The sequence below is a fragment of the Paenibacillus pini JCM 16418 genome (assembly GCF_000576305.1).
Lineage (GTDB): Bacteria > Bacillota > Bacilli > Paenibacillales > Paenibacillaceae > Paenibacillus_AQ > Paenibacillus_AQ pini.
This window is the reverse complement of the sequence record NZ_BAVZ01000001.1, coordinates 32505-56630: the sequence shown is the minus strand read 5'-3', so window position 1 is coordinate 56630 and position 24126 is coordinate 32505. Positions and strand designations below refer to the sequence as shown.

The 24126-nt window shown below is 39.3% G+C and carries 29 protein-coding genes and 1 pseudogene; 7 read left to right on the top strand and 23 right to left on the bottom strand.

Translation table 11 applies throughout. The features are described 5' to 3' along the window. Positions 1 to 7 precede the first annotated feature (7 nt). Both JCM16418_RS00305 and JCM16418_RS00300 read right to left on the bottom strand, forming a co-directional pair. Positions 8 to 535, bottom strand: a complete 528-nt coding sequence (locus JCM16418_RS00305) for a hypothetical protein (RefSeq protein WP_036645067.1) — start codon at positions 533 to 535, stop codon at positions 8 to 10. A gap of 186 nt (positions 536 to 721) precedes the next feature. Then, positions 722 to 1249, bottom strand: a complete 528-nt coding sequence (locus JCM16418_RS00300; protein WP_036645062.1) for a GNAT family N-acetyltransferase — start codon at positions 1247 to 1249, stop codon at positions 722 to 724. 197 nt (positions 1250 to 1446) lie between these two features. Between JCM16418_RS00300 and JCM16418_RS00295 the strand changes: the two genes are divergently transcribed. Next, positions 1447 to 2253, top strand: coding sequence for an SDR family NAD(P)-dependent oxidoreductase (locus JCM16418_RS00295; RefSeq protein ID WP_036645058.1), 807 nt, complete (start codon positions 1447 to 1449; stop codon positions 2251 to 2253). A gap of 100 nt (positions 2254 to 2353) precedes the next feature. Here the strand turns inward: JCM16418_RS00295 and JCM16418_RS00290 are convergent, their stop codons facing one another. From JCM16418_RS00290 to JCM16418_RS00285, 3 genes are all read right to left on the bottom strand, one after another. Continuing rightward, complete coding sequence (locus tag JCM16418_RS00290; RefSeq protein ID WP_036645056.1) at positions 2354 to 2863, bottom strand: GNAT family N-acetyltransferase; 510 nt, start codon at positions 2861 to 2863, stop codon at positions 2354 to 2356. A gap of 70 nt (positions 2864 to 2933) precedes the next feature. Continuing rightward, on the bottom strand, positions 2934 to 3104 hold the full coding sequence (locus JCM16418_RS24495; protein ID WP_148298711.1) for a YHYH domain-containing protein: 171 nt from the start codon (positions 3102 to 3104) through the stop codon (positions 2934 to 2936). Positions 3105 to 3338: 234 nt separating this feature from the next. Then, positions 3339 to 3839, bottom strand: a complete 501-nt coding sequence (locus JCM16418_RS00285) for a GNAT family N-acetyltransferase (protein ID WP_036645053.1) — start codon at positions 3837 to 3839, stop codon at positions 3339 to 3341. Between the two features lie 104 nt (positions 3840 to 3943). Here JCM16418_RS00285 and JCM16418_RS00280 point away from each other — a divergent pair, with 104 nt between their 5' ends. Beyond that, complete coding sequence (locus tag JCM16418_RS00280) at positions 3944 to 5221, top strand: MFS transporter (protein ID WP_052019948.1); 1278 nt, start codon at positions 3944 to 3946, stop codon at positions 5219 to 5221. On the opposite strand, the gene JCM16418_RS00275 is transcribed toward JCM16418_RS00280, so the two are convergent. The 7 genes from JCM16418_RS00275 to JCM16418_RS24110 form a co-directional block, all read right to left on the bottom strand. Further along, a complete protein-coding gene (locus JCM16418_RS00275) occupies positions 5218 to 5670 on the bottom strand; it encodes an HAD family hydrolase (RefSeq protein ID WP_242403663.1) in 453 nt (150 codons plus the stop codon). The genes JCM16418_RS00280 and JCM16418_RS00275 overlap by 4 nt on opposite strands. Continuing rightward, complete coding sequence (locus JCM16418_RS25520) at positions 5667 to 5879, bottom strand: HAD family hydrolase (RefSeq protein ID WP_242403662.1); 213 nt, start codon at positions 5877 to 5879, stop codon at positions 5667 to 5669. Before JCM16418_RS25520 ends, JCM16418_RS00275 begins: the two co-directional genes overlap by 4 nt. 28 nt (positions 5880 to 5907) lie before the next feature. Further along, entirely contained in the window at positions 5908 to 6648 is a 741-nt protein-coding gene (locus JCM16418_RS00270) for a YdcF family protein (RefSeq protein WP_036645052.1), read from the bottom strand. Between the two features lie 18 nt (positions 6649 to 6666). Further along, entirely contained in the window at positions 6667 to 7338 is a 672-nt protein-coding gene (locus JCM16418_RS00265; RefSeq protein ID WP_036645048.1) for a YIP1 family protein, read from the bottom strand. 30 nt (positions 7339 to 7368) lie between these two features. Continuing rightward, a complete protein-coding gene (locus JCM16418_RS24830; RefSeq protein ID WP_156327199.1) occupies positions 7369 to 7524 on the bottom strand; it encodes a hypothetical protein in 156 nt (51 codons plus the stop codon). A 178-nt stretch (positions 7525 to 7702) separates the two neighbouring features. After that, the gene (locus tag JCM16418_RS00260) at positions 7703 to 8677 is read right to left on the bottom strand and encodes a S66 family peptidase (RefSeq protein WP_036646009.1); all 975 of its coding nucleotides are present in this window, start codon (positions 8675 to 8677) and stop codon (positions 7703 to 7705) included. 22 nt (positions 8678 to 8699) lie between these two features. Next, positions 8700 to 9611, bottom strand: coding sequence for a GNAT family N-acetyltransferase (locus JCM16418_RS24110; protein ID WP_242403661.1), 912 nt, complete (start codon positions 9609 to 9611; stop codon positions 8700 to 8702). A gap of 177 nt (positions 9612 to 9788) precedes the next feature. On the opposite strand from JCM16418_RS24110, the gene JCM16418_RS00245 reads away from it, so the two are divergent. Beyond that, positions 9789 to 10469 carry a VOC family protein gene (locus JCM16418_RS00245; protein WP_052019947.1) on the top strand — a complete coding sequence of 227 codons (681 nt, stop codon included), beginning with the start codon at positions 9789 to 9791 and terminating at the stop codon, positions 10467 to 10469. Between the two features lie 4 nt (positions 10470 to 10473). Here the strand turns inward: JCM16418_RS00245 and JCM16418_RS00240 are convergent, their stop codons facing one another. From JCM16418_RS00240 to JCM16418_RS00210, 8 genes and pseudogenes are all read right to left on the bottom strand, one after another. Continuing rightward, positions 10474 to 11004 carry a GNAT family N-acetyltransferase gene (locus tag JCM16418_RS00240; RefSeq protein ID WP_036645046.1) on the bottom strand — a complete coding sequence of 177 codons (531 nt, stop codon included), beginning with the start codon at positions 11002 to 11004 and terminating at the stop codon, positions 10474 to 10476. A gap of 58 nt (positions 11005 to 11062) precedes the next feature. After that, positions 11063 to 11892 (bottom strand): annotated as a pseudogene (locus JCM16418_RS00235) (serine hydrolase domain-containing protein). Beyond that, positions 11876 to 12073, bottom strand: coding sequence for a hypothetical protein (locus JCM16418_RS25515; RefSeq protein ID WP_242403660.1), 198 nt, complete (start codon positions 12071 to 12073; stop codon positions 11876 to 11878). The pseudogene JCM16418_RS00235 and the gene JCM16418_RS25515 overlap by 17 nt, the downstream one beginning before the upstream one ends. 220 nt (positions 12074 to 12293) lie before the next feature. Then, a complete protein-coding gene (locus JCM16418_RS26530) occupies positions 12294 to 13625 on the bottom strand; it encodes a GNAT family N-acetyltransferase (RefSeq protein ID WP_158442396.1) in 1332 nt (443 codons plus the stop codon). Beyond that, on the bottom strand, positions 13625 to 14422 hold the full coding sequence (locus JCM16418_RS00225) for an inositol monophosphatase family protein (protein WP_036645045.1): 798 nt from the start codon (positions 14420 to 14422) through the stop codon (positions 13625 to 13627). Before JCM16418_RS00225 ends, JCM16418_RS26530 begins: the two co-directional genes overlap by 1 nt. A 335-nt stretch (positions 14423 to 14757) precedes the next feature. Next, on the bottom strand, positions 14758 to 15504 hold the full coding sequence (locus tag JCM16418_RS00220) for an enhanced serine sensitivity protein SseB C-terminal domain-containing protein (protein ID WP_036645044.1): 747 nt from the start codon (positions 15502 to 15504) through the stop codon (positions 14758 to 14760). 137 nt (positions 15505 to 15641) lie between these two features. Then, positions 15642 to 16541 (bottom strand): TIGR01777 family oxidoreductase, encoded by a 900-nt coding sequence (locus JCM16418_RS00215; protein WP_036645043.1) that lies wholly within the window; start codon positions 16539 to 16541, stop codon positions 15642 to 15644. Between the two features lie 24 nt (positions 16542 to 16565). After that, a complete protein-coding gene (locus JCM16418_RS00210) occupies positions 16566 to 16955 on the bottom strand; it encodes a tautomerase family protein (RefSeq protein WP_036645042.1) in 390 nt (129 codons plus the stop codon). Between the two features lie 167 nt (positions 16956 to 17122). Here JCM16418_RS00210 and JCM16418_RS00205 point away from each other — a divergent pair, with 167 nt between their 5' ends. Together JCM16418_RS00205 and JCM16418_RS00200 are read left to right on the top strand one after the other, a co-directional pair. Next, a complete protein-coding gene (locus tag JCM16418_RS00205; protein WP_036645041.1) occupies positions 17123 to 18358 on the top strand; it encodes a hypothetical protein in 1236 nt (411 codons plus the stop codon). Between the two features lie 135 nt (positions 18359 to 18493). Further along, positions 18494 to 18961 (top strand): GNAT family N-acetyltransferase, encoded by a 468-nt coding sequence (locus JCM16418_RS00200; RefSeq protein WP_036645040.1) that lies wholly within the window; start codon positions 18494 to 18496, stop codon positions 18959 to 18961. 89 nt (positions 18962 to 19050) lie between these two features. Here JCM16418_RS00200 and JCM16418_RS00195 read toward each other — a convergent pair whose 3' ends face one another. Next, positions 19051 to 20634: a copper amine oxidase N-terminal domain-containing protein gene (locus JCM16418_RS00195; RefSeq protein ID WP_052019946.1), complete on the bottom strand. Its 1584-nt coding sequence runs from the start codon at positions 20632 to 20634 to the stop codon at positions 19051 to 19053. Between the two features lie 221 nt (positions 20635 to 20855). Between JCM16418_RS00195 and JCM16418_RS00190 the strand changes: the two genes are divergently transcribed. Further along, positions 20856 to 21191, top strand: coding sequence for a winged helix-turn-helix transcriptional regulator (locus JCM16418_RS00190; protein ID WP_036645994.1), 336 nt, complete (start codon positions 20856 to 20858; stop codon positions 21189 to 21191). A gap of 109 nt (positions 21192 to 21300) precedes the next feature. On the opposite strand, the gene JCM16418_RS00185 is transcribed toward JCM16418_RS00190, so the two are convergent. Both JCM16418_RS00185 and JCM16418_RS00180 read right to left on the bottom strand, forming a co-directional pair. Further along, positions 21301 to 21819, bottom strand: a complete 519-nt coding sequence (locus JCM16418_RS00185) for a GNAT family N-acetyltransferase (RefSeq protein WP_036645039.1) — start codon at positions 21817 to 21819, stop codon at positions 21301 to 21303. Positions 21820 to 21898: 79 nt separating this feature from the next. After that, complete coding sequence (locus JCM16418_RS00180) at positions 21899 to 22720, bottom strand: SDR family oxidoreductase (RefSeq protein WP_036645038.1); 822 nt, start codon at positions 22718 to 22720, stop codon at positions 21899 to 21901. Positions 22721 to 23015: 295 nt separating this feature from the next. Here JCM16418_RS00180 and JCM16418_RS00175 point away from each other — a divergent pair, with 295 nt between their 5' ends. Further along, the gene (locus JCM16418_RS00175) at positions 23016 to 24104 is read left to right on the top strand and encodes a M24 family metallopeptidase (protein WP_036645037.1); all 1089 of its coding nucleotides are present in this window, start codon (positions 23016 to 23018) and stop codon (positions 24102 to 24104) included. The last annotated feature ends 22 nt before the right edge of the window (positions 24105 to 24126 follow it).

The following is a 24126-nucleotide window of genomic DNA, read 5'->3' as shown; positions in this document are numbered from 1 at the left end:
ATTCATCTTATGGAATATATTGCTGTACGATTTTAACTACTTTACCGTCTTTCAGCGTCAAATGATAAGGAAATGTCTTCATATCCATTAATGTATCGTTATCCATAATAGCCTTGTATTTCTCTAGAGTCACAGGCTCATTCCACTGAATATTCATGCCCTCGTAAGTGCCATCATGATCATAAAGCTGCATTAACACTTGAGCGTCTGGATCAATTTCATAAGTTTGATATTGAATATCATCATTAACAATATAATAACCATCAGGAGCACCGGTCATATCACCAATATCTTGCTCACGTTCTAAAAACTTCTTATCAGCCGCAGCACCTTCATACCATTCGATCTTATCGGCTTGTATGTACAGATGACCTTCGCGTTGTTCTATGGACGATAACATAGCTGTAGTATTCACAGGACTATGATCGGTAATTTGTGGTACCGTCTTATTCTCGTATCCGACAGCATTTGCAGAGGTCACAAAAGTCAGCAGGGACAACACTATCATGGTTGTAAATAATGAAATTTTTCTCATAACGATGATCTCCTTTATGGAACATTGTATTTCTTTTCCATATCATCCATTACCCTGCTGAATCGTTTCTAAACGCCCTTTGCAAGCTGGTTGATCTTATATTTTTAATATAGATCATTTCATGCGTAAAGTCGTTGCAATATAGTTACAACCGAAACAAATTAATGTCACTTATTCATCTATTATTCAACCCACTTGAGGCGTTATCTTGCGGGTGTTCAGAATCGACATAATCATCAAGGATTCATATGTACCCTCAGCTATTTTTAAACAATCTCGTAAAACACCTTCTTGCTGAAAACCACAGTTTCGATATATATACTGCGCTCGCAAATTCTGTTCTTTCACATCCACCCAAAGTCGGTGAGCTTTCAATTGTTCAAATGTATAGGTTATCAGTAGCTTCACTGCTTCCTTCCCCCAACCTTTGCCTTGTTCAGCGATAGCAATCCGCATAAATTCAATACTGTCATGGGTATTTAGAAGCCCTCTAAGGATAATATAACCTACAGCTCGATGGTATGAATCCTCAATGATAATATGTAAGTAATTGGCATCATGCATAGCGATCTGGTGCTGCTCATTCGACCAGACGATAAGATATGGACGAATATCTGGATGCTGCTCTGTTTTGATCATAAAACTCACATCACTAATATTCGCTTTTCGGAACGTAATATGCTGATTACTAATTAATGGTACATTTGTAGTCATGGAAAAACACATCCTAATCTTCTTTTTCAAATAACAGCATCTCATCATTTGATTTTATAAATTTCATGGGCTATACTTTTCAATGCTAAAAAACACTGTAGTCGAAATATTTACGTAGAAGATTAATTATTAAATAGTTAGCTTATACTAAAATGATTCGCTTTCAGTCATCATTCACATTCAGGAGGAATAAACATATGGGTCGCGTACAAGGAAAAGTTGCAGTTGTCACAGGTGGAGCTTCCGGAATCGGTTTAGCTACAGCACAAGTACTAGCTAAAGAAGGTGCTAAGGTTGTTATTGCCGATTTCAATCAAAAAGGTGCAGAAGAAGCAGCACAAGAAATTGTGAGTCAAGGTGGAGAAGCAATCGGAATATTCCTAGATGCTTCGAAAGAAGAATCCATTAAAGAAACCATCGAGAAAACGGTTGAAAAATATGGTACTGTGAATATCCTATTCAACAACGTAGGTTTGACTAATTTGAAAAAGGATCTAGACGTTCTTAATTTGGATCTTGATGAATGGGATCGTTTGATGGATGTTAACCTGAAGAGTGTACTCATTGGATGTAAATATGCCATCCCTCATATGATTGAAGCAGGCGGTGGATCGATTATTAATACAGCTTCGATGGCTGCATTTGCATCGGATGCAATCCGTACAGCTTACGGCGCTTCGAAGGCTGCAGTTGTACACCTGACTAAATATGTAGCGACTCAATACGGTATGCACAATATCCGTTGTAACGCTGTAGCTCCAGGACTTATTCTAACTCCTGCTGCTAAGAACAACTTGTCCCCAGAACTACAAAAAACATTTATGAGATACAATGCGCTTCCTTACCACGGCGAGCCTGAAGATATTGCAAACACAGTGCTATTCCTAGCATCTGATGAAGTTAAGTTCCTTACAGGACAAACGATTGAAGTTGAAGGTGGACATTACCTTGGTAACCCAACCATTCCAGATTTCCGCGCAATGAGCGGAATGAAGAGTAACTAATATTATCGTGAGATAATACCCTTATTAAAAGCGCTCCTTCCACATCTGTGGAAGGGGCGCTTTTTCTATATAAAAGAATTAAAGAAAATTATATCTGCCTTTATTCAGTATGCTTCCAACCTAATGCGATTTCGCTTAATTCATCATGTCCAACTTTGATCCCCCTCTTCACTACTTCCTGCCCACCCATTTTTTTATAAAACGCAGTCGATGGGTTACCTTCAATCACCCAAAGCATCATCGAGGTATATCCATTTCGCTTAAATGCCCTAGAAAGTGCTTGAAATAACCCCGTTCCGATGCCTTGCTGCTGCATACTTTGCAAGATATATACCGCATAAATCTCTGCACCATATACGAGTTCGGGTTCTCGTGTCTTGCCTCCGCTAATAAATCCCACTATGCCATCGGTCTCATGTTCTGCTACAAATATAAATTCCTTTGCCTCAGGGAGATTGAGTTGTGACTCCCAAAATTCCTTTTTGGATTCCGTATTCAACTGAGCTAAGTAAGCATCAGACACAATACCCCTATAGGTGGATCTCCAACTAGCAACATGTACCTCAGCAATGCCTTGCGCATCTGCAGGAACAGCAATTCTAATTTTCATTAACGACACACCCCTTTTCATAAAATAAACCCAGCTATAAAAGAAACGATGCAGCTGGGTTCATGAATGCTTATTTTCTTTTGTTATGATAATGATATCCAGTACACAATCCTTTTTGCTTCGACTTTGCCGAACAATTGTGACCACCATTCTTATCAAGTCTGCCCGAATGTGCAGATACCGAAGAAGAAACCCCAACTGATACAACTACTACTAAAATGAGTGCTAAACACTTTTTCATAGTTTCACCCGCAATATGCCCTATGCTTTAGGGAGATTTTAGAATTCACCCTATTCTACAACATATTCCATTTTTAGGGAACCAATAACATCTTTATTTCAAGAGTAGATAAGCACAACATGGCATACTTGTAATTTGAGTAATAATGGTACATCTTCTTTAGCTGAAAAACTCGTTAATTGTATATAAGTAAGTTTATCATATCCTAAACACTTAGAACGTTGTCAACCTCCATTAAATCTCTTTATAATAAAAAATGGTGTCGTCCAAATGTCCATTTGCAGATTTTGCAAAATTAGGTATACGTCCTGCTTCAATATAACCTAACGATTGATATAGAAGGTTAGAAGGATCGCCCGCTCTAGTATCTAAAATAATTAGTGTTCTTCTCATCTCGGAAGCTGTATTCTCCAATAACTGCAGAAGCTGCCTTGCAATACCGCCCCTTCTTGCATTCGGATGTACCATAAGTTTGGCAATTTCAGCCCGATGGCTTCCATTGGCCCTCATCGCCAGATGAAGTTGTACCGTCCCTACAATTTGCTCATTATGCTTAGCGATCCAGAGCACTACACTATCGCCTAATACTTGCTCCCAGTAAGCGTTCGCCTCTTCCATATTTAATGGTGGCAGAAATCCGATTGAAGCGCCGTTCTCGACGACTTGAATTAATAATTCAGATAACTCCTGTACCATGGCGGGGCGCAATTCATTCACTTCTAATAAGGTTATCATCTATTATCATCCCTTCAAGAATTTGAACTTTAACCTTCCCACCGTCAGCTCGCCTTGCTACAATAAGGAAATAGATCATAATTGACCGGAGGATAAAAAAAGCCATGCATCTTGTACAGAGACTATCATCAGAATGGAAATTATTCAATCGGAATATTCGACTTTTCTTTCTGACCAACCTGCTCTATCAAATCGGCACGGGAATGTTTATGGTGCTATACAATCTTTACATTCAGGCGCTTGGTTACCAGGATACGATGAACGGGACCATTGTCAGTGTTCAATCCTTAGCTACAGCGCTTATTTTTATTCCAATTGGGTTACTTGGAGACCGCACAAGTCATCAGAAGATTCTAATGATTGGTGCACTCTTTACGGGACTAAGTTTTATGGGGCGGGCCTTTGTCACTGGGGAATCTGGTCTCATTTTACTTTCGATATCAGCAGGGATATTCGCAGCTTTTTTCCAAGTCATTGCCGTTCCCTTTCTAGCAGAAAATACGGAAAAGAAGCAACGACTCAAACTATTTAGCTATCATTTCTCATTAGTGCTGGCTGCACAAGTGGTTGGAAGCATTGGTGGGGGTTACTTAGCAGATGAACTTCAAGCAGCAGGCTGGAGTAAAATCTCCAGTCTACAAACCGTGCTATTCGCTGGAGGAGCAGCGAGTGTGTTAGCATTCATCCCTCTTTTATTTGTTAAGAAAACGGTTCGATTGAAGTCTCCTGTCATTTCCACTCCTACTAATCATTCTACACGACTGCAAGCAGGTGACAAAGATGATTGGAAAACGATTTTTAAATTTACTACTGCGCAATTAATTGTAGGACTCGGGTCTGGGCTCGTCGTACCCTATTTAAATCTATATTTCTCCAACCGATTCTCTGTATCACTAACTGCTATCGGCGTATTGATTTCCCTGGGACAGGTCATTACGATCGTATCCATGCTTATTGGTCCATCGCTAGCGAATCGGGTGGGACCTGTAAAAGCTGTGGTTCTTTTTCAAATGATGTCTCTGCCATTCCTGCTCCTAACCGGATTCACGAATATGATCTTGATCGCTTCGATTAGCTTCTTGTTTCGTCAAGCACTCATGAATGCTGCGAACCCTATTCATTCATCTATTATCGTCGACCGGGTATCGGATCGTAGGAGAGGCATTGCCAACTCTATGACACAAACCGCTTTTATGCTTGGCTGGGCCACCATGGGACCTGTACAATCGTATCTCCTCACCACATACGGCACGTATTGGGGTTATGCACTCACATTTAGTATTACAGGAGTATTATATATAAGCGCATCGGCAATGTATTACTTTATGTTTAAAGAACGTAAGCTTCTGACGATAAAACAAAAGGAAAGAGCTGCTCTTTAGAGCAGCTCTTTTAGTTTACTTAATTGATCTATCGTATGAAGCGGCTTCGCTGTTAACCCATCTTGCCAAGGCTGATTCGCCTGCATCCATATCGTTTCCATCCCTGCCCTGAAAGCACCTTCGATATCGTTCATTGGATGATCTCCAATATAAATACATTCCTCAGACCTAACATCAAGTGCAGTACAGGCCATTTCAAATATAGAAGGGTCTGGTTTCTTAACGCCTGCTTCCTCTGACACGATAATAATATCAAAGTCATTACGCATTCCGATCTGATCTATTTTGCCATATTGAATATTTGTCTTCCCATTGGTAATCAAGCCTGTTTTATATTTCTTTCTCAAAACAGTTACAACTTCCTTCGCTTGATCTATTAACACAGCACTTCTCACATACTCTGTACTGTAGAATGCTAATAATTCGTCATGTGATGGTTTGGAGCTCAAGGTAATTCATCTAGTAATTCATGAAATAGCTCACCCTTGTCTTTGTACCCATCTTGATCAAGATGTATGATTCTATCAAAGATCGCTAGTGTTGACTCAACATGATTAAAATACGTCTGCACGAAGGAGTCTGTGAATCGATTAAAGGTGCTCGTCCGATCTAAAATCGTGTTATCTAGATCGAAAATAATGGCCTTAATATGCTCCATAAACACCTCCTGAGGGATGAAATAATATTTATAAGAATACTTTGACCATGGCAAAGAATTCTCGAATCATATGCGAAGGCTTCAAATGAAGCGGCGAATCGCTAGATATCGCAAAGGTTTCGAAACCCAGCCTTTTTGCAATAAAGCGCGCTCTAAACATATGATAGTCACTCGTTACGATCAAAATTCGGGGATGCACGAAGGCTCCATTTTTTTGAATAATAGCCTTAGAAAACTCAAGGTTCTCTTCCGTGCTGGTTGATCGGTTCTCAAGAATTATTCGATCCTTTGCTATTCCATTCTGGATTAAGTAATTACTCATTGCCTGCGCTTCTGTCATATCTTCACCCGGGCCTTGACCACCAGATACAATGATCGGAATATTCTGATGGCTCTTTGCGTAAGTTAGACTGGCATCAAGTCTCTGTTTCAGTGTTAAGGATAATTCTGTTCCTCTAATGCCGGCGCCAAGCACGACAACATAATCAGCATCTGATACATTAAGGTCATGATCACCGAAGTCAGATATAACCAAGGATTCTACGATGATAAATAGAACCCCACCCAGCACAAAACACGAAATAAGTATTCTTTTGACCATAACATGTTTCTTATAATCAATTCTTCGAAGTATCATAAACATGACACAAGCCATACATAGGAAGAGAACTCCAAAGCTTGTACCAAAGATAATCAATAATGCTGCACACAGGGCGATAAGGATGTAATCAATAGTATTGATTTCTTTGAACGTTGATCTTAATTTCATAGTCATCTCCTTAAGCTGTTAGTTCATAATAGGCAAGTAGACGATTCCAATAATGATGCTAAGCACGATAACAAATGCTACGATCGGGATAACCACAGTCCATAATGCTCTCCAAGCTGAAAAGCGATGCGCCTCTCCAATGGATTTTAGACCTATAATCATAGCCCAAATAGCCAGAGCATACTGAATAACAATAATGATGACAAACAATATCGTCAAAGTTGAACTCTCATCCATTCTTGGCGTCATTTGAGTAAACATCTCATCTCGGAAAAGTAGCAATTCAGGAATCCATAATAATCCTATAATAATAGAGGGAACATAGCCTCCTCTAACAATGGCAATTTGCATTTCACTGAAATTTGCTCTACCCCCAAGCCAGCTACCTACAACTTTTGTAACGTAGCTACTTAAGTATAGTCCCAATATGCCTGACACCGCGCCGCCGGCTATAGCAATTCCAATGATAGTCCATAGTGAGATATGATCTCCCCAATTCTTATTTGAGGCCTGATCCAATACGGAGATCATTCCTGCGATCCAACTGATTAGAAGCATATACTTCTTGTAATTAAGATCGATTAACTGGCGAATGGTCCACCTTGGCTTTACCCAGATCGACAACCAAGGTGAGAACGTATTTAATTTTGTAATTTCGGTGTGTGTGTTTTCAAATTCTGTGTTTTCCATTTTCATTCTCCTCTTAAAGTTATTAATGAGCTATGAGCGTCTAGTAACTCTTTCTACTCTTTCTAACTTCATTTGGATCTCATCTAACTGTTTTTTAACTTCATCCATTTTCTTTACCGCCATATATTGGTTTCCATAGATTCCAGCTACAAGCAATAACACGATAATGACAATCAAAAAACCCATACGTTCACACCTTTCAACTACATTATTTATATAGATTATACGATTTTTCTTAATATGGCTAATGTTTCCAAATAAGAAATGAGAATTAAATAGGCCGAGGCAAGTGTTATCCTGCTCGACCTTTCATTATTTATCTTTAGTTTATGATGCGAAACATCGATATATGACTGACATTTTCTCACTCAGAAATACTGATTTCGACGATGTTGCCTTTAGCCTTTATCGATGCCTGTCCACCTATGGGGAATGTAATTAGTGGAGATGTATGTCCAAAATCGACATCAGCGATCACTGGAATCTGATTCAATTCTGATTTGGATTTAATAATTTGTTTGAGTACATCTTTCTTCATATCTACTGATTTCTGAAATCTTCCAATTACGATACCTTTAACACCTGTAAAATCAAGTTGCTGAATAATAGACTGCAAATCTCGATCAAATGTGGTTGGCCCCGCTTCAAAATCATCCTCGATAAATAATATCGAATTCGCTAGACTCGGCATATACTCAGACCCATGCAAGAGGTTAAACGTACACTGGTTCCCCCCGATAATCGTTCCTTCTGCTGCTCCCTCATTAATGACATACGGACCCTCATTCTGAATAAAAGCGCGGTTCTCCTGATCCATAAACCATGGATCATCACTCCACTGATCCGAAGGGTGAATATGTACGATTTCATCCTGCATCATCATTTTCTTGAAATATTCAATCGTGAATTCATTTCCATAGCGCATTGCAAAAGTTGAAAAATGTGGACCGGAGTATGTGATTAATCCTGTCTTCGCATAGATTGCATTGCTTAACGCCGTAATATCGGAGTATCCACAAAGACGTTTAGGATTCGATGCAATTATTGAATAGTCAATATATTTCAATAATTGATTACAGTTGTATCCACCGATGGTGGTCAAAATTCCTTTTACATTAGAATCAAAAAAAGCTTCATGAAGGTCCTCAATTCTTGATTGAATCGACGATGATACAAATTCATCCGATTCTAAGCAGTTTTTGGAATAGGAGATCTTAAAGCCTAGTTTCTCTAATTTTCTCTCAGCTTGTTGTCTCTGTTCGACCGCAATTAATGACATGCTTCTGGAAGGAGAAATGATACGTATTTCGTCTCCTGCTACTAGTTTAGGTGCTCTCACTTTGTCCACGTCCTTTCTTCTATTAACCTATTTCCTCTTCAACCATCTTCATTAATTGCTTTTCATTAATCCCATTTTGCACAAATTGAAATTGAATTCCGGTGATCCGCTGGGCTCTGTCTATGATTTGACCTAAATGATATCCCGTGTGCTCAACAACATGGTACATATTATACATATGGAGTTGATCTGCGCTTAAAAGATCCATCGCTTCAGCATATCTTGAAAAAGTGATCTCCAGTTTATCCAGTAATATAACTTTATCTACATCTACATCCGGAAAGTAATCTTCAAAGCCTTGGCTTAAGATCACATCAGGGTTAACTAATCGCAGTGTATTTCGATTTACATGTTCAATGACATGCGACACAATTCCACCTATGCTATTCGAATCATCCGATTCTTTATGCCAGATCATCGTGTGATTTAACTGCTCTAAACATATTTTAAGCTTCGGAAGATAATGATTAATCATTCGATGTTTAGAAATCGCTATGAATTCAATTGCATGGTTTCTGTTCAGATTCGCTACCATCGTTATGGATGTTCCTTCCATACCAACTTTATGAAAGCCAAATTTCCGATATAATTTCATAGCTGCTCTATTATTGGGATCTACACTTAAGGAAACCTTTGTAACATTCTTAGATCTAAGGTCTTCAAAAAGTCTATGTAAAAGAGCTGATCCAATTCCTTGTCCTCGGTAATTTTGTGAAATGGCCATGCCTAGTTCTGGAATATCATCGCTAACATAACCATATCCCTTGTTATCTTCACTCAGGTATCGAATTGTGATTGAACCTACCGGTTTCCCTTCCGAAATCGCGACCAAGCCATAATCCCCTTTTCGCCCCCAACCCTCCATGTATTTAGAGATGTGTGGATCTTGCAATATATCTCTGCTCAATGGCTCATGTCCTTCCGGTACATACATGGATTCATATAACATTTCCCATAAAAAGTACATCGTCGCTTTGAACTGTCCTTATGCTATACATCGAATGTTCTTCTCCTTTCCTCAAGTTAAAAATATATCTTTGTTACTTAATATACGTTAATGTATATTAAGTACATAAATCATCATTTCGATATTCCCAGGGAGGTATTTCTTATGAAAATTCAGATGCTTAATTTACTTACGAATGATCTCGATGCAATCATCGATTTCTATACTGGAATGCAGCTCCCCTTAATAGAACGCTCCTCAGATCATGTTTCTTTTCAAATTGGGTCATCCCAATTAACGTTTGTACAAAGTAATGAGGTTGAACATCCATTTTACCATGTAGCATTCAATATTACGGAAAGCAAAATGGACTTAGCCATCTCTTGGTTGCAGGCGAAAGGGATTGTCATTAATTTAGTGGATACATATTCGGAAACTTGGAATTCTCACTCTGTATACTTTTATGATTCCGTTGGAAACATCATGGAATTGATTGCACGCCATAATAGTCCGAGTACATCAAACGGTACTTTTACATCTGAAGACCTCTTAAATATAAGTGAAATTGGGTTGCCCGCAGTGGATGTGACCATCCTTTCTGATTATCTATTACATCAATACAATGAACAGATTTATAAATCGAGCAGTCCTACGTTCACACCCATTGGAGATGAAGAAGGTTTATTGATCCTTTCAGTCCTTGGTCGGCAATGGTTAGGATCGAATAAGAACGCTGAAATATTTCCATTAGAGATTGTTATTGAGCATGAAAAAGAAGAACCGATACAAGTACTAGATTATCCGTATACGATATCAACAAGATCAAGCGGACATCTTCATGATTAAAGGTTTATTTAAACTCATCTTCTAAAATACTCATGGTAATAGCATCATGGTATTCATGGTCGTAAAATAAGATGTCTCTTTGTACTCCCTCTTTAACAAAGCCCAGTTTCTCATACGCTTTAATCGCCCTCGGGTTAAATGAGTATACATTTAGCTCCACTCGATGGAGGTTCAAAGACCCAAATCCATAATTAAGTAATATTCTCATGGCCTCTGTACCATACCCTTTACTACATTCTTCATCATTAAAAAGAGCAATACGCATATGTGCATTCCGATTGTTTAGATCAATATCCAGTAGCGCAATATCGCCGATTACCTTGTCTTCTTCTTTAAGCACAATTAACAAATCGATTCGTTCATCATCCTCAGCAATTCGAGCAATATGCTTTTCGATCATGTTCTTAGAAAAAATCTTCTTTGTTCCTGTTAGCCTTCTCATTTCCTTATCTAATAGAGAAACATAATAAAGTTCTGAATCTTCATTTGTAAAAGGGCGAAGGTAAATTCGCTCTCCTTCAAGTACCTTTTTCATAGAGTTCACTCCTCTAGCTTAATTAAAATATTCTTTGTATCTCGAATCATTAATTCTCCTATTCCCTCTTTCCTTCGTATCCTTGAATAGACGAGTACACCATATTTCCAAACGTCTTAATATCTTCTAGGTAATCATATCCCTCTGGATTGGGACCCACTTGATTATACATTCGCACGGCAACCGTATGATGTTGAGGAATGACAAGACAAACACAACCAGTTGCTCCTAGGGATTGAAAAGAACCACTGGGAAGCTCATCCCCTAGTTCTGACTTTGATCGAGGTATATCTTGTATGAACCAGAAAAAACCATTCCTTGGCAAACTGGGTTTCAGGTTGGGTGGACTAATCATTGAAGTGACTTGTTCAAATACTTTTTGGGGAAGGATCTGTCTGCCCTGTATCAACCCTTTTGTGAGATGTAGATGTCCCCACATTGCTAATTCTCGGGCACTTACAAATAGATTCGCTTCATCCCCCAAATCTCCAGTATATTGCTCACCGAGCCAAACTAGTTCTTCACTTGCTTCTTGTCTCCACCCCGTCTCCTTGTAACCACTTGGCAGGCAAACTCTTTCTTTCAATACTTCTGGAAAGACTGATCATATAATTTCCTGATGATTGCTATCAGCATATGAACACCAGTGTTGTTATATCTCCAATCCGTGCCCGGCGGGAAAAGCCGATGATTCTGACTCTGTAATCCGTGGGTATGAGTCAACAAATGGCGTATCGTTATTCCCTTAACGATGTCTTCATCCAATTCGTCCAGATATATTGTAACAAGATCATCTAGACTATGAATTTTCCCTTCATAGATGGCTAGGCTTACAACTAAGCCTAAATATGTCTTTCTAACTGATGCCACATTAAACTGAGACTGCATCAACTAATCGACTATTTTCATTATTTCCGTGGAAACCTGCGTACCATTCATTGATACACTGGCCATCCTTTAAAATATATACCGCAGCTGCTGTAGCCGAAATTGAACTTTGTATCGTTGAAACATAATCATGTAGTGCAGAGAAATCATTAATCATTCTGATATATAATTGCTCCCTCACTATTAAAAATTTCCACCTTAGCTTGTGAAGAAACAGTTTCCTTTCCCAGCGGATGGTCAATAATCAATCCCTGCTCATGCTTCATTGTCATCCAGACCGTGATGTTATCTTTAAACGTAACTCTCACTTTCCGTCCATACTCTAATAAGTCTTCGCGTTGAATGAGAATCCCAATACCGCATCCTAATGCTTTTACAGCGATCTTGCCATGATTGCTTTCTTACCAAGAATCGCATATATACTGCATCTCATTATCAATGTTCATACTCACTCTGCATGCGTAATGATCACCAATTGCGATGGCATGATCGCTATAATACTTTGTTGCAAACGGTTTGTTTTCGTATCCATTTGATTCGAGAACGCTTATTAGTTCTTGTTCGGATGGACTCCTAAAACCTGTCGAATCTCTCATATGGATGTAGGTTTGCTTCGTAAACTTGTACCAGTTATATGACTCATCATCGATCTTAATTGTGTTCACAAATTCAAATCTAATCTTTTGAATCACCCTATTAGAAGAAATATTCCGAATCAAAGCGATTGCGTTCAATTGCTCCACATTGGTATTTTCAAATAAATATTGCATCATTCCACCGACTGCTTGCGTAACGTATCCCTTATTTCGATGAGCCGCAGAAATGGCATACATGATCTCTCTATTCGGTGCTGGCAGTTCTTCTTTCATACCGGAACAGCACCAGCCAATAAACTCCCCTGTTTCTTTCAAAATAATGCCTAAGCGCAAACAAATATCCTCTACGTATCCATCCTTCGCTACCGCCTCAAGAAACCTTTGATTATCCACAGTTTCATAGTTGATCAGCCAGTCCAATCTCTGTTCCTTGGGCACATCCCAGTCCGGTAAGAATTCTTTGATTTCAGGCTGCTGAGTAAGCGCGCATAGCGCATCTAAATCTTCTACTTTATATTCTCTTAGTAAAATGTCACCACAATCAATGATGAAGTCCTTCTCAGAGATCACTCCCGGTTTTTCTAAGATTAGCCCCATTCCTATTAAGTCTATATATTCTCCATCCCCAAGTTTAATATGGTTCTTACGAAAGCTCTCTTGAATAAATCCCATACTCTGATACAAACTTATCGCTCGATCATTCGTAGCAAATACGTCTAAATTAACTTTTTCGATTAAAGGATTCTCTGTTGCCCAATCTATAAGTGATCGAAGTAGTACCTTACCAATGCCGCGCCCTCTATGATCATATCTGACGCTCATTCCAAATTCACCCGTATGCACCATGCGCCGCTTATGCCCATTATTGAAATCCAGTAGTCCAACAACCTCACCCTGAACTTCGGCCATTAATATGATAGATCCCGGCTTTTTTTCCATTGACTCAATCCAAGAACACTCTTGTTCAAGGGTTACATTAAATTCTTCGGTCGTCGTAAGTAAATAAGGTTCTGAATCTGAAAGGAACAGTTCCTGACTATATTTTAAAATCTGTTGTGCATCATTCGGTGATGCTGATCTGATTTCAAACTCCTGATTATGTTTATCAAAGAATTTCATTGTTTTAAAATGCCCCATTAACTCAGTCCTTCTTCGACTAATTTCATAAAATACTCCTGATGAGCTGGATGACATGCAATTAAATAAGGCTCTTCCATCATTTCAGTAAACGGATTTCCATTGAAATCAATTACGATTGCCCCAGCCTCTTTGACCATGAGGATGCCAGAATATAAATCATCACCTTCTGAGTTATACAGGACGATACCATCCAAATCGCCTCTGGCTAACATGCACCACTGAAGTGTGGGCGCCCATAATCTCATCATTCTTTTACAATGCGTATCGATATGATTTCTCAGTTGGACCGCTTTCACATCATTTTGTACACCATGGCCCTGTATCCATCCAAGATTCGCTCTATGTACATTTGTACTTTCCTTCACGCTTATTGCTTTATCGTTGCAGTAAGATCCTTCGCCAATACTTGTAACAAATAGACGATCTGTCATCGGTTCATAGACGACACCCAACACCGGTACCTTTTGATATATCAGCGTGATCGAAATAGCAAATATCGGAAGACTGATCGCATAGTTATTCGTACCATCAAGTGGATCGATCATCCATAGCCAGTCACTTTCCTTATTGTTGCTGCCGGCTTCTTCACTTCGGATTTGATGCTCTGGAAAATGCTCGTTTATCGCTTTTAGAATCACTGCCTCACATTGAAAATCCACTTCTGTTACCACATCACCATACTCGTCTTTCACGTTAATCGTTGAGAGTGTATCGAAGCGTTCCTTCGCAATCAGCCCTGCTTCTCTTATGACCTGTACCGCGACTTCTTTCGCAGAGTTAATGATATGTTGCATTGATTTCCCTCCTCTTTATAGTAAAAAAAGCTTAAGATTAATATCTTAAAGCTTTTCTTTCGTACTCTACTACGCTGGTTTATAGTCTTAATATTACATTGAAATAATATCACATTGTAGGATATATTAGGATATTTTGTTCATTCTTGATATACTCCATAATCTCATGATTATTTCGCACAATGATCCGCTTATTTTGATGTGTGTTCACCCCCCATGAGTGTTACTTTCGCTTCTTTACATAGACTTCTTTGCTACTTTTATATAGAACACGCCCCAGCCTCAGCATCTTCTGCTCTAAGACATAGGGCGTATTTTTACCTACTTATTTATTCTTATTTTTGATAGAAAGGCATACATTCTTTTTCAAAATAGGATTCAAGACCAGAGTTCCCATCCAACTGAACGTAATCCACTGGCGGATCCGGAATGCTCACCGATTCAGTAACTCTTCCTGCAGCGGCGATAAGCTCGTCTCCTCCGCCATTAAAACGTATAGCAATCAGCGTATGCGGCTTCTCATCCGTTTTAGGATTATATACTTGAGCGTTATAAGCACATTCTACTTGGCTTAGAGTTGCGAATAACGTTCGCAGTCCATTTAGTAGTTCCACAGGTGGAGTGGTAGGTTGTCCAATCATAACATTCGTATCTTTCTCAACAACATAGGACTCAGGAGCGTTGAACACAGCACCATTAAGAATGGACTCAATTTCACCTGACGAAAATTCTTTACCGAACTCAGAACCAGGATTGAGCAACAAATCGGCTCCCTTAGTCAATTGAAATAGTTCTTTTGCGTTCATCGAAAGATAATGTACTTCTTCCTGAATAAATTCTTGCATACGGGTGATGGATGAAAAAATAGGGATATATATTTTTCCGTTCCCTTCGATATTTAACAATTGTACGGTCTCACCTTGTGATAAGGTCTTTTCTTTCGTTACCGTTTCAGGTCCATTACCTTGGATTGCGTAAATTTGCGATTTTTGTAGCTCGATATAAAAATCAGCTCTGGCTGAAGCATCCTCGAAAGCTTTAATTAATTTTAGTTCAAGTTCATTTTGCGGTTGTGAAGACATGCGTTGTCCCCCTTCAGGTATTTTATCATTGCAGTATTTCAGATAAATATAGGGTTAGTTTAACATAGGAATTATCGTCTATTCCACCAATTGGTATCTTTGAATAACTAAGCTAGCGTGAGCGATTTCTATTACTGTTAGTTGAGGGTGCCTTTTAGAGCATTCTGAAGTGCCTGATTAATGGTATTGTATTTAAACGTATATTCCGCTTTCTCAAGTCTATCCGGAATAACCCAACGACTCTTCAATACCAACTCGGCTTCTGTCTTAATAAGAACTGCACCTACTTCGAGTAGCCATTTGGGTATTGGTATTCCCACTTTTACATTCATTACTTTGCGAACCTCATCCATTAATTCACGATTCGTAACCGGATTAGGGGAAGAACAATTGATGACTCCATTCAACTCTTTGTTCTCTAGAATAAAAAGAATGATTTGATATAAATCCTCAATATGAATCCAACTGAACTTCTGGTTACCCGTTCCCTGCGATCCGCCCAATCCGAATTTGGCTAAGTTTTTGAATGGCGTAATCACACCTCCATCTTCACCTAATACAATGGCAATTCTTAAGGCAATCTGCCGAGTATGAGGTAATTGAAAAGAGAAAAATGCCTTCTCCCACTCTTTTGCCACTTCAACAGAGAAGCCCGATCCAAGCTCACCTTGCTCCTCTGTCATGGGCCGATCCTCAGCATATCTATAGATCGTCGCCGTACTAGAATTAAGCCATAAGGAGGGCGGGTTGTTACATGCTAATATGCCTTGCCCAAGTATACGGGTTGTCTCTGTTCTTGAATTAAAAATCTCTTGCTTGTTCTGTGCATTATAACGGCAGTCTACAGACTTACCGGCAAGATTGATTAACATCTCGGAATCATTTAATGCTTCTACAATGTCAGACATATGATTCCAAGAAATATGACGTGGTTGTCTTGATATGATTTTCACTTCATAACCCAGATGATTAAATTTCTCTTCAAAATATGTTCCAATAAAACCAGTACCACCGGCTAAAACTACTTTTTTCTTCATATCTTCAACTCATTTCTTATTCTCTTACACATCCACCTTATAATTTAATGTAAGCTCATCCCCCGGAAGTCCTCTAATTCCCCAATTATGCTGCGCGGTCTCAAATATTGTAATTTCTAAATCATTCTTATTGATGTTTAACTGCTTATGTAGTCGGTTAAACAGAAGATGGATTAGCCTTTTCTTAGATTCGATGGATCTCCCTTCAAATATACTCATTTCAATAATGGTATATCGATCAGAGCGATCATCAGGGAAATAAAAATCTTCTTTTTCTAATCCAATAAATCGATGGAATCTTTTGTTTACAGGATATTGGAATGCTTCAATAACACACTCATGAATTAGATCCGAAAGTTCAGACTGAATTGGACTCAGATATTCCTTAATTCCATAGACTTTAATCTGTGCCATAATCGCTCCCCTAATGTATTCTATTTATTATCTTTATACTATTTTAAAAGTTTATTGTCATTACTTTTAGGAACTACTGCAACATTCTGTGTAACAGCTCCGTCTAGGACTATAGAACAAGCATATTTTAACAATGAACTCTACAACAACAATTGGAGGAATTACAGATGAAAAAAATGCACAAATTGTTAGCAACTACTTCAATTCTAGCGATGGCAGCAATGCCGATGGCTGCATATGCACAGGAAGTACCTACGGCTACGTCTTATCATGGTTCTGGAGTCATTCAAAACCAATTCAAAGCAGTGCCTGGTACAATAGGTCAAATTACAGATTTCGTAAATGATAAAACAGGTAAATTTATTACTGTAACAGGTCGTGGCCTTACAACGACAGATCAAAAGGAAATCGTTCTTTCCATCACTAAAAACACAAAAATTGTTAATTCAAGAGGCAAAACAGTTGCTTTGAAAACAATTATAGATGAGAAGAAAGTCGTTAAAGCTTTCTATAGTCCTGCTATGACAAAGAGCATTCCAGCGCAAAGCACTGCTTTAACGCTTGTTGTTCAAGATCAAAGCTTCACTGCCATCAACGGTACGGTAACTGAAGTACAAGACAACGGTATTCTCGTTAAAGGTAAAGACATCTACTCTGGCAACGAAGCTACCATTGTACTTCATTTTGCTAAGAAAGCTCAGATTCTAGGCCAAGATGGCAAAGCTATTAAGGCAAGTGACATTCAAAAAGGAATGAATATTCAAGCATTCTATGGTCCTGCCGTTACTATGAGTCTTCCACCTCAATCGACAACAAACTACGTTATTGTTAATAAACAAGCTGAAGAAACAGTAACAGATCAAGCGGTTGGTACATCTGGTATTATCACAGAGGTTAAAGATAATAAGGTGACTCTGATGGGTAAAGGCATGGAAAAAGGCGGCGTGGATTACGTTATTCTAACGGTTGATAAAGATACCGAAATCGTTAATGAAGAAGGTAAGGCTGTAACTGCTGAAGCTTTGAAAGCAGATGTATCGATCGATGCAACTTATGGCGAAGCAATGACCATGATTTTCCCTGCACAAACTCATGCAGATAAAATTGTAGTTAAAGCGAAAGAAAATATGAAAGTTGTAGGTACAGTTATTGGATCTGACAGCACTTCTGAAGACCAAGTATATGTTAATGTAGGAACTGATCAGAACGTTAACAATGACGTTATTCTAAATATCACTAAAGATACAAAAATAATTCACCAATTTGGCGGATCTCAAGATCTTAAACCAGGTGCTAAGATTGTTGCTTACCATTCGCCAATGATGACAAGATCACTACCAGGCATCACGAATGCTGAGTTAATTATGATTACATCAAATGATAACTTGGTAGCTCCTCGATAATAGCATTCATAATGCCAGATCATTGCCAGAATAAAAAAACAGTCGATCTCTTATGGAGATTCGGCTGTTTTTTTGTATCATTAGAATTAAATTCAAATGAAAATATGCTATATTCTGAATGGAGGAGGAATAACAATGTTTCTAAAACCAATGGACGAGCTTTACGCAAGTGATATCGCTACATGGAAATATGAAGTCCCATACGATCTGTATGACATGGACGAAGATGATGAGTCAATTCAAGAACTTATGCATTATCAATGCATACTGCGGAATGATCAGCTAATTGGCTATTTTTGCACAGGAGAATATGCTCAGGTGCCTCTTGGTCATAGTCAATGGGCATACCCTGAATTCAATAGCATTATTGATTTAGGATTTGGCATGAAACCTGAGTTAACGGGTCAAGGACTTGGTTATGAATTTATAACTTTTATTATCCAAGAGGTTAGGCATCAGTATGATCCATCTACCATTCGTTTAACTGTAGCCACATTTAATAAAAGAGCTATTCAATTATATACTAGAGTTGGTTTTGTAAAAGAGTCATCCTTCCTAACTAATAACAATGAGTTCTGGGTTATGACGAAACCATTCGTTTAAGACCTGCGTTGTTATTATCATTCTACATACGAAGAAAGAGGCAGCCTTTAGGCTGCCTCTTCTCTATTTCCTACACCTACACTACTAAACTAATTACGCTCAATATAGATGTATTGTTCTATTTTATCGACCGTTATCGTTGCTCCAAGTGACTCAGCAATGAAACGTAATGGGACAAAAGCATAACCTTCACGGTTTGTGACAGGTGCAACAAGCTTAACCACTTTACCGTTAACAACAGCCTGTTTATCACCTGCTTTGACAACAATCGTAGATCCATTAATATCGTCAGTCACCGTAATTTGCTTCGTAGCTTGGTTGTAACTCACTTTAGCATCCAACTGATCTGCTACAAATTTAAGCGGCACCATTAAATTGTTATTTACTGAGTAAGGAACTGGATAATCATAATACCAACTATCTTCATCTACAGGAGTTTCAATCTCGAAATATTTGTAGGTAATAGTCATTTCTTCCTTCAAAAAACGATATAACTCGGATTGATTATCTAGCTGACCAAGAATTTCCCCAGGCGTCATATCATTCTTAGTTGGATCCCAAGCTCCTTTGGAAACATCCACTTTATTAATGGTAACAGGCACGTTAATCTTCCAGCTCTCAGAAGTAGCATGAGCCTTAACTTGTTTAATTGGAATTCCTGCATCTTCGGGCATTTGAACGGTTAGATCTACATTTTGCTTACGAATATTCAGTTTGTTGTCGAAGAAAAGATCGACAGCTAACAATGTATTTTTACCTAAAACTTCTTTCAGTTCAGGGCTGTCCGCATACAAATCCGTAACCTCTTGATCATATTTGGGAAGTAGTTTATTCATTTCTTTGATCAGTTGGTTCGTTAAATAAATAACAGCAGCTTCTTTATCCGCCATTACACTGGATGGGGTACCAAATCCACTCAGAAAATCACCCATTGTATCTTCATATCCATCCTCTTCTTCATCAGAAGCCTGTGATGCTGCATAAAGCGGGTAATAAACATCATACAGCGCACCAACTACAGATTTGATGCCCTCTTTATCTTTAGAAAGACTCGTTAAGAAGCCTTTAACCAATCCAGTCAACTCATCACCGCGTATTTCAACATGTAGCTTCTGAAGCGCCACGCTTTCTCCGTTTACTTTATCCGTTACGGATGCAAGTGAAATGGACGATGGATTAGGTAAATGTTTTAACACGAATCCCGACACGTCTTTGACCATACTCATGGCCTTTTCTTCTGACAAACCTGTTTGCACATCCACACCCATTCCCAATTGTTCAACACTGTCTAGTGAAATAACAACGGGTTGCTTCATACCTTCGAGCTTAAGTGCTAGATTCTTTTTATCCATGGACATATGAAACGGAAGTTTCTTACCTTGATACGTTAATGCACCTTCCAAAGAAGCTGTTGAAGCATCTTGCATAATGACATGATCAATCGTTACCGAAAATGAGTTGATCATATCAATCATCTTTTGATCTTCTGCATCCATCTTTCCTGCTGTAGGGATGATTTCAATAGACATTGCCGATTTAGATTCAGATGTCTTCACGTCCAAAGTACGAGTCAACGCATTGCTTACATCTAGGCCCCCTACCGATTGACAACCAGATAATATAACTAATAGTAATACCAGTCCTAAAGCCAGCCCTAACTTGAAACGCTTCATTCGTTATTTTCCCCCTCGTATATATAAAAAAATGATCATGATTGAATATAGTATGCCAGCAGTAAGCTCTCTATGTAAAGGGAAATTGTACCAAAAATATTCGGGAGATCTTCCTTTAATGATAGTTAATCCAGCGTTGAATATCATAAATTATGTATTTAACGAGTACTTTCAGCTATAATGTAGGTATAAAGAGGTGAATAATCATGAGTTCTAAGAATATGTGTTCTATGGATTTGTGCCCGAAATTGGAAAAAGGGATGGAAATTATAAATCGGCGCTGGACCAGCTTTATTATTTATCAGCTGCTTACAGGCCCTAAACGATTCTGCGAAATTGAGGCCTCTCTCCCCATTAGTGGAAGGCTCCTATCTGAAAGATTGAAAGATTTAGAACATGATGGTGTGGTTAGAAGAGATGTGTATCCTGAAACACCGGTACGCATTGAGTATTCCTTAACGAAGAAGGGTTTAGCACTTGAGCCAGTTATTCGAGGAATAGAGGAATGGTCTGAACAATGGGTGACATTAGAAGAAGCCACAGACACAAGGACCTAATTTTAACTCCATAGCATACATGAAAGAAACTTAGTTTCTATGAATTTCATACATTGTATTAAAAAGGCGCTGGAGTTATAATGAAGCGCCTTTTCGTGTGTTCATTTGTTTACAATCCCGCGTTGTCTATTTTTCTACCGATAATCACCAAGTCTCGTTGGACTCCATCTAGCACCGCTACACCAGGAAGAAAACCCCAGTCCTCAAAACCAAATCTGCGTAGCAGCTTGAGACTTGGTGCATTATGCCCAAATACAAATCCTACCAGGCTAGTGATTCCAAGGCGAGGACATTCTCCAATAGCTTTTTCTAGAAAAATGCCTCCGATTCCAGCTCCGCGGCAATCCTCCGACACATAAATGCTAATTTCTGCAGTAGCGTCATAAGCTGCTCTTCCATAAAAGGATTGGAAGCTAAGCCAAGCCATAACCTTACCTTCGGATTTCATTATCCATAGCGGCCGCTGATGTTCATTATGCTCCATAAACCAGTTGAGTTTACTCTCAACCGTCACAGGTTCTAAATCCGCTGTCACCATTCTACCGGCAATCGTTGAATTGTATATGCGAACGATATCCTCTAAATCACTAACTTGTGCATGTTCTATTGTATATTGATCCTCTGTCATGTCTTTCCCCTACCTCCGATAGTGGTTATTTATATCACTATTTTAAAGGAAAAATAGAGGTTATGGTTTATCTATTTTCTTACAAACCAACCTGCTTCTCGCTCCATTGCCAGAGCCGCTTCGCGTCCTCGGGATGATTTGCCCGCGAAGTAAGCTTTTGATGTTTTGTCTTGTAAAAATATTGCCCGCTCATCCCCACCACATCTGGAGACGTTGCCAAATAAATGGCTCCCTGCGCTCCTTGCTCTGGGGTTAGAAAGAACGGCCGTAGCAATGCATGCACGCTTTTACCAAATCCAGTCTGACGATTCACACCAATCTGCGTTCCCACTGCACCTGGATGCACACAGTTTGCTGTAACACGAGTGTCGCTCAAGCGCTGAGCTAGCTCTTTAATAAATAGAATATTGGCCAGCTTAGACTGCGCGTATGCTTTAATTGGATTGAATCCTTTCGATAGAAAAGGATCATCGAAATGAATATGTCCTACTTTATACGCACCTGATGCAACACTCACCACTCGCCCTTGGTGGGCAGCAATCAGTGGTTCCAATAGTAGATTCGTGAGCAAAAAATGCCCGAGATGATTGATTCCTAAATCCATTTCAAATCCATCCTTGGTAATTTCTCGTTTAATACTTACGACACCTGCATTGTTTACAAGCACGTCAAGGACATCATACTTAGAACAAAAAGCTGTGGCGAAGCTACGGATGCTCTCCAAATCTCCTAAATCGCATAACATTAACTCTACATGCTGTGAGCCACTTTTGTTTATTGCCTCTTCCAACGCCGCTTTGCCTCGTTCTTCACTGCGGCAAACCATGATAACATGCGCTCCTCTTTTAGCCAATGCTATCGATGTGGCAAGCCCCATACCCGAATTAGCTCCAGTCACCATTGCGATTTCGATGATGATTCACCCCTTTTATACAATTTCAAATTATTTTCATGTAAAAGCCTATGATAAATAAATCTATGATGAACATATCTCATTTATAATACAGGGGGACAGGATATGAAACTACTACGCGCAAATACGTTCTTCACCATACGAATTCCCTAGCTTTCAGAAGAACAGATCTATTGAAGAAATGACCTTGTCATTATTTTTCCTTTTTGATAATTGGGGTTTATAATAGATATCAAATACATTGCACTAATCGAATCGACGAAACAAGGAGCGAACCCCAAACATGAGTACACGAATTCAACAACTTGAGCAAACTATGGGTCAAGCGGGACTGAACAGTCTATTAGTCACAGATCCCAAGCATGTATATTATTTAACAGGCTTTGCTTCTGACCCCCATGAGCGGTTTCTCGGCCTATTACTCATTCGTGGTGAGGAGCCCATTCTCATTGTGCCTGCATTAGATGCGGAGGCAGCTCGCGCAGCTTCCTCTGTAAGCCACATCGTGACACATGAAGACACAGATAATCCATACGTGATCTTAGGGCAACAATTCACGTCCTCACCTGGCGTTCTTGGTATCGAGAAGGAACAATTAACGGTATCCCGTTTTGAATTATTACAACAGTCTGTGGCACCTGACCAGTTTCAAGACATTGGTCCCCTTCTGAGAAGCATGCGCGTTGTCAAAAGTACCGATGAGATTGCTCGAATGAAACACGCGATTCACCTCATAGAGGATGTCCTTCGTCAAGGCCTCAATCATTTTAAGATTGGAATGACAGAGATTGAGCTGGTTGCAGAGCTGGAGTATTTCATGAAAAAATCCGGCGCAGCAGGTCCATCCTTCGATACGATGGTACTCTCAGGCCCGAACACAGCGCTACCACACGGCGTACCTGGAAATCGTAAAATTGGGGCGGGCGATCTTTTAATGTTTGATATGGGCGTTTACGCAGATAACTATGCATCCGATATTACGAGAACATTTGCTGTAGGAGATATTACTCCTGAACAGACTAAAATTTATCAAACCGTTCTGGAAGCCAACATGCATGGGATTCAGGCCATTCAACCTGGTGTAACATTAGCTTCCGTAGATCAAGCGGCACGCAAGGTGACGATTGATGCTGGCTACGGTCCGTACTTTATGCATCGCCTCGGACATGGCCTAGGCATGGACGTACATGAATATCCTTCGGTTCACGGTAACAATCAAGATTTGGTACAGGCAGGCATGGTATTCACTGTCGAGCCTGGCATTTATGTGCCTAACATCGGTGGGGTCCGCATTGAAGATGATATTTATGTCACAGAGAACGGAGTCGAAGTTCTCACTTCGTATCCTAAAGAGTTAACTGTCATTGGTTAAGCAAATCGTCAGCGATATATAA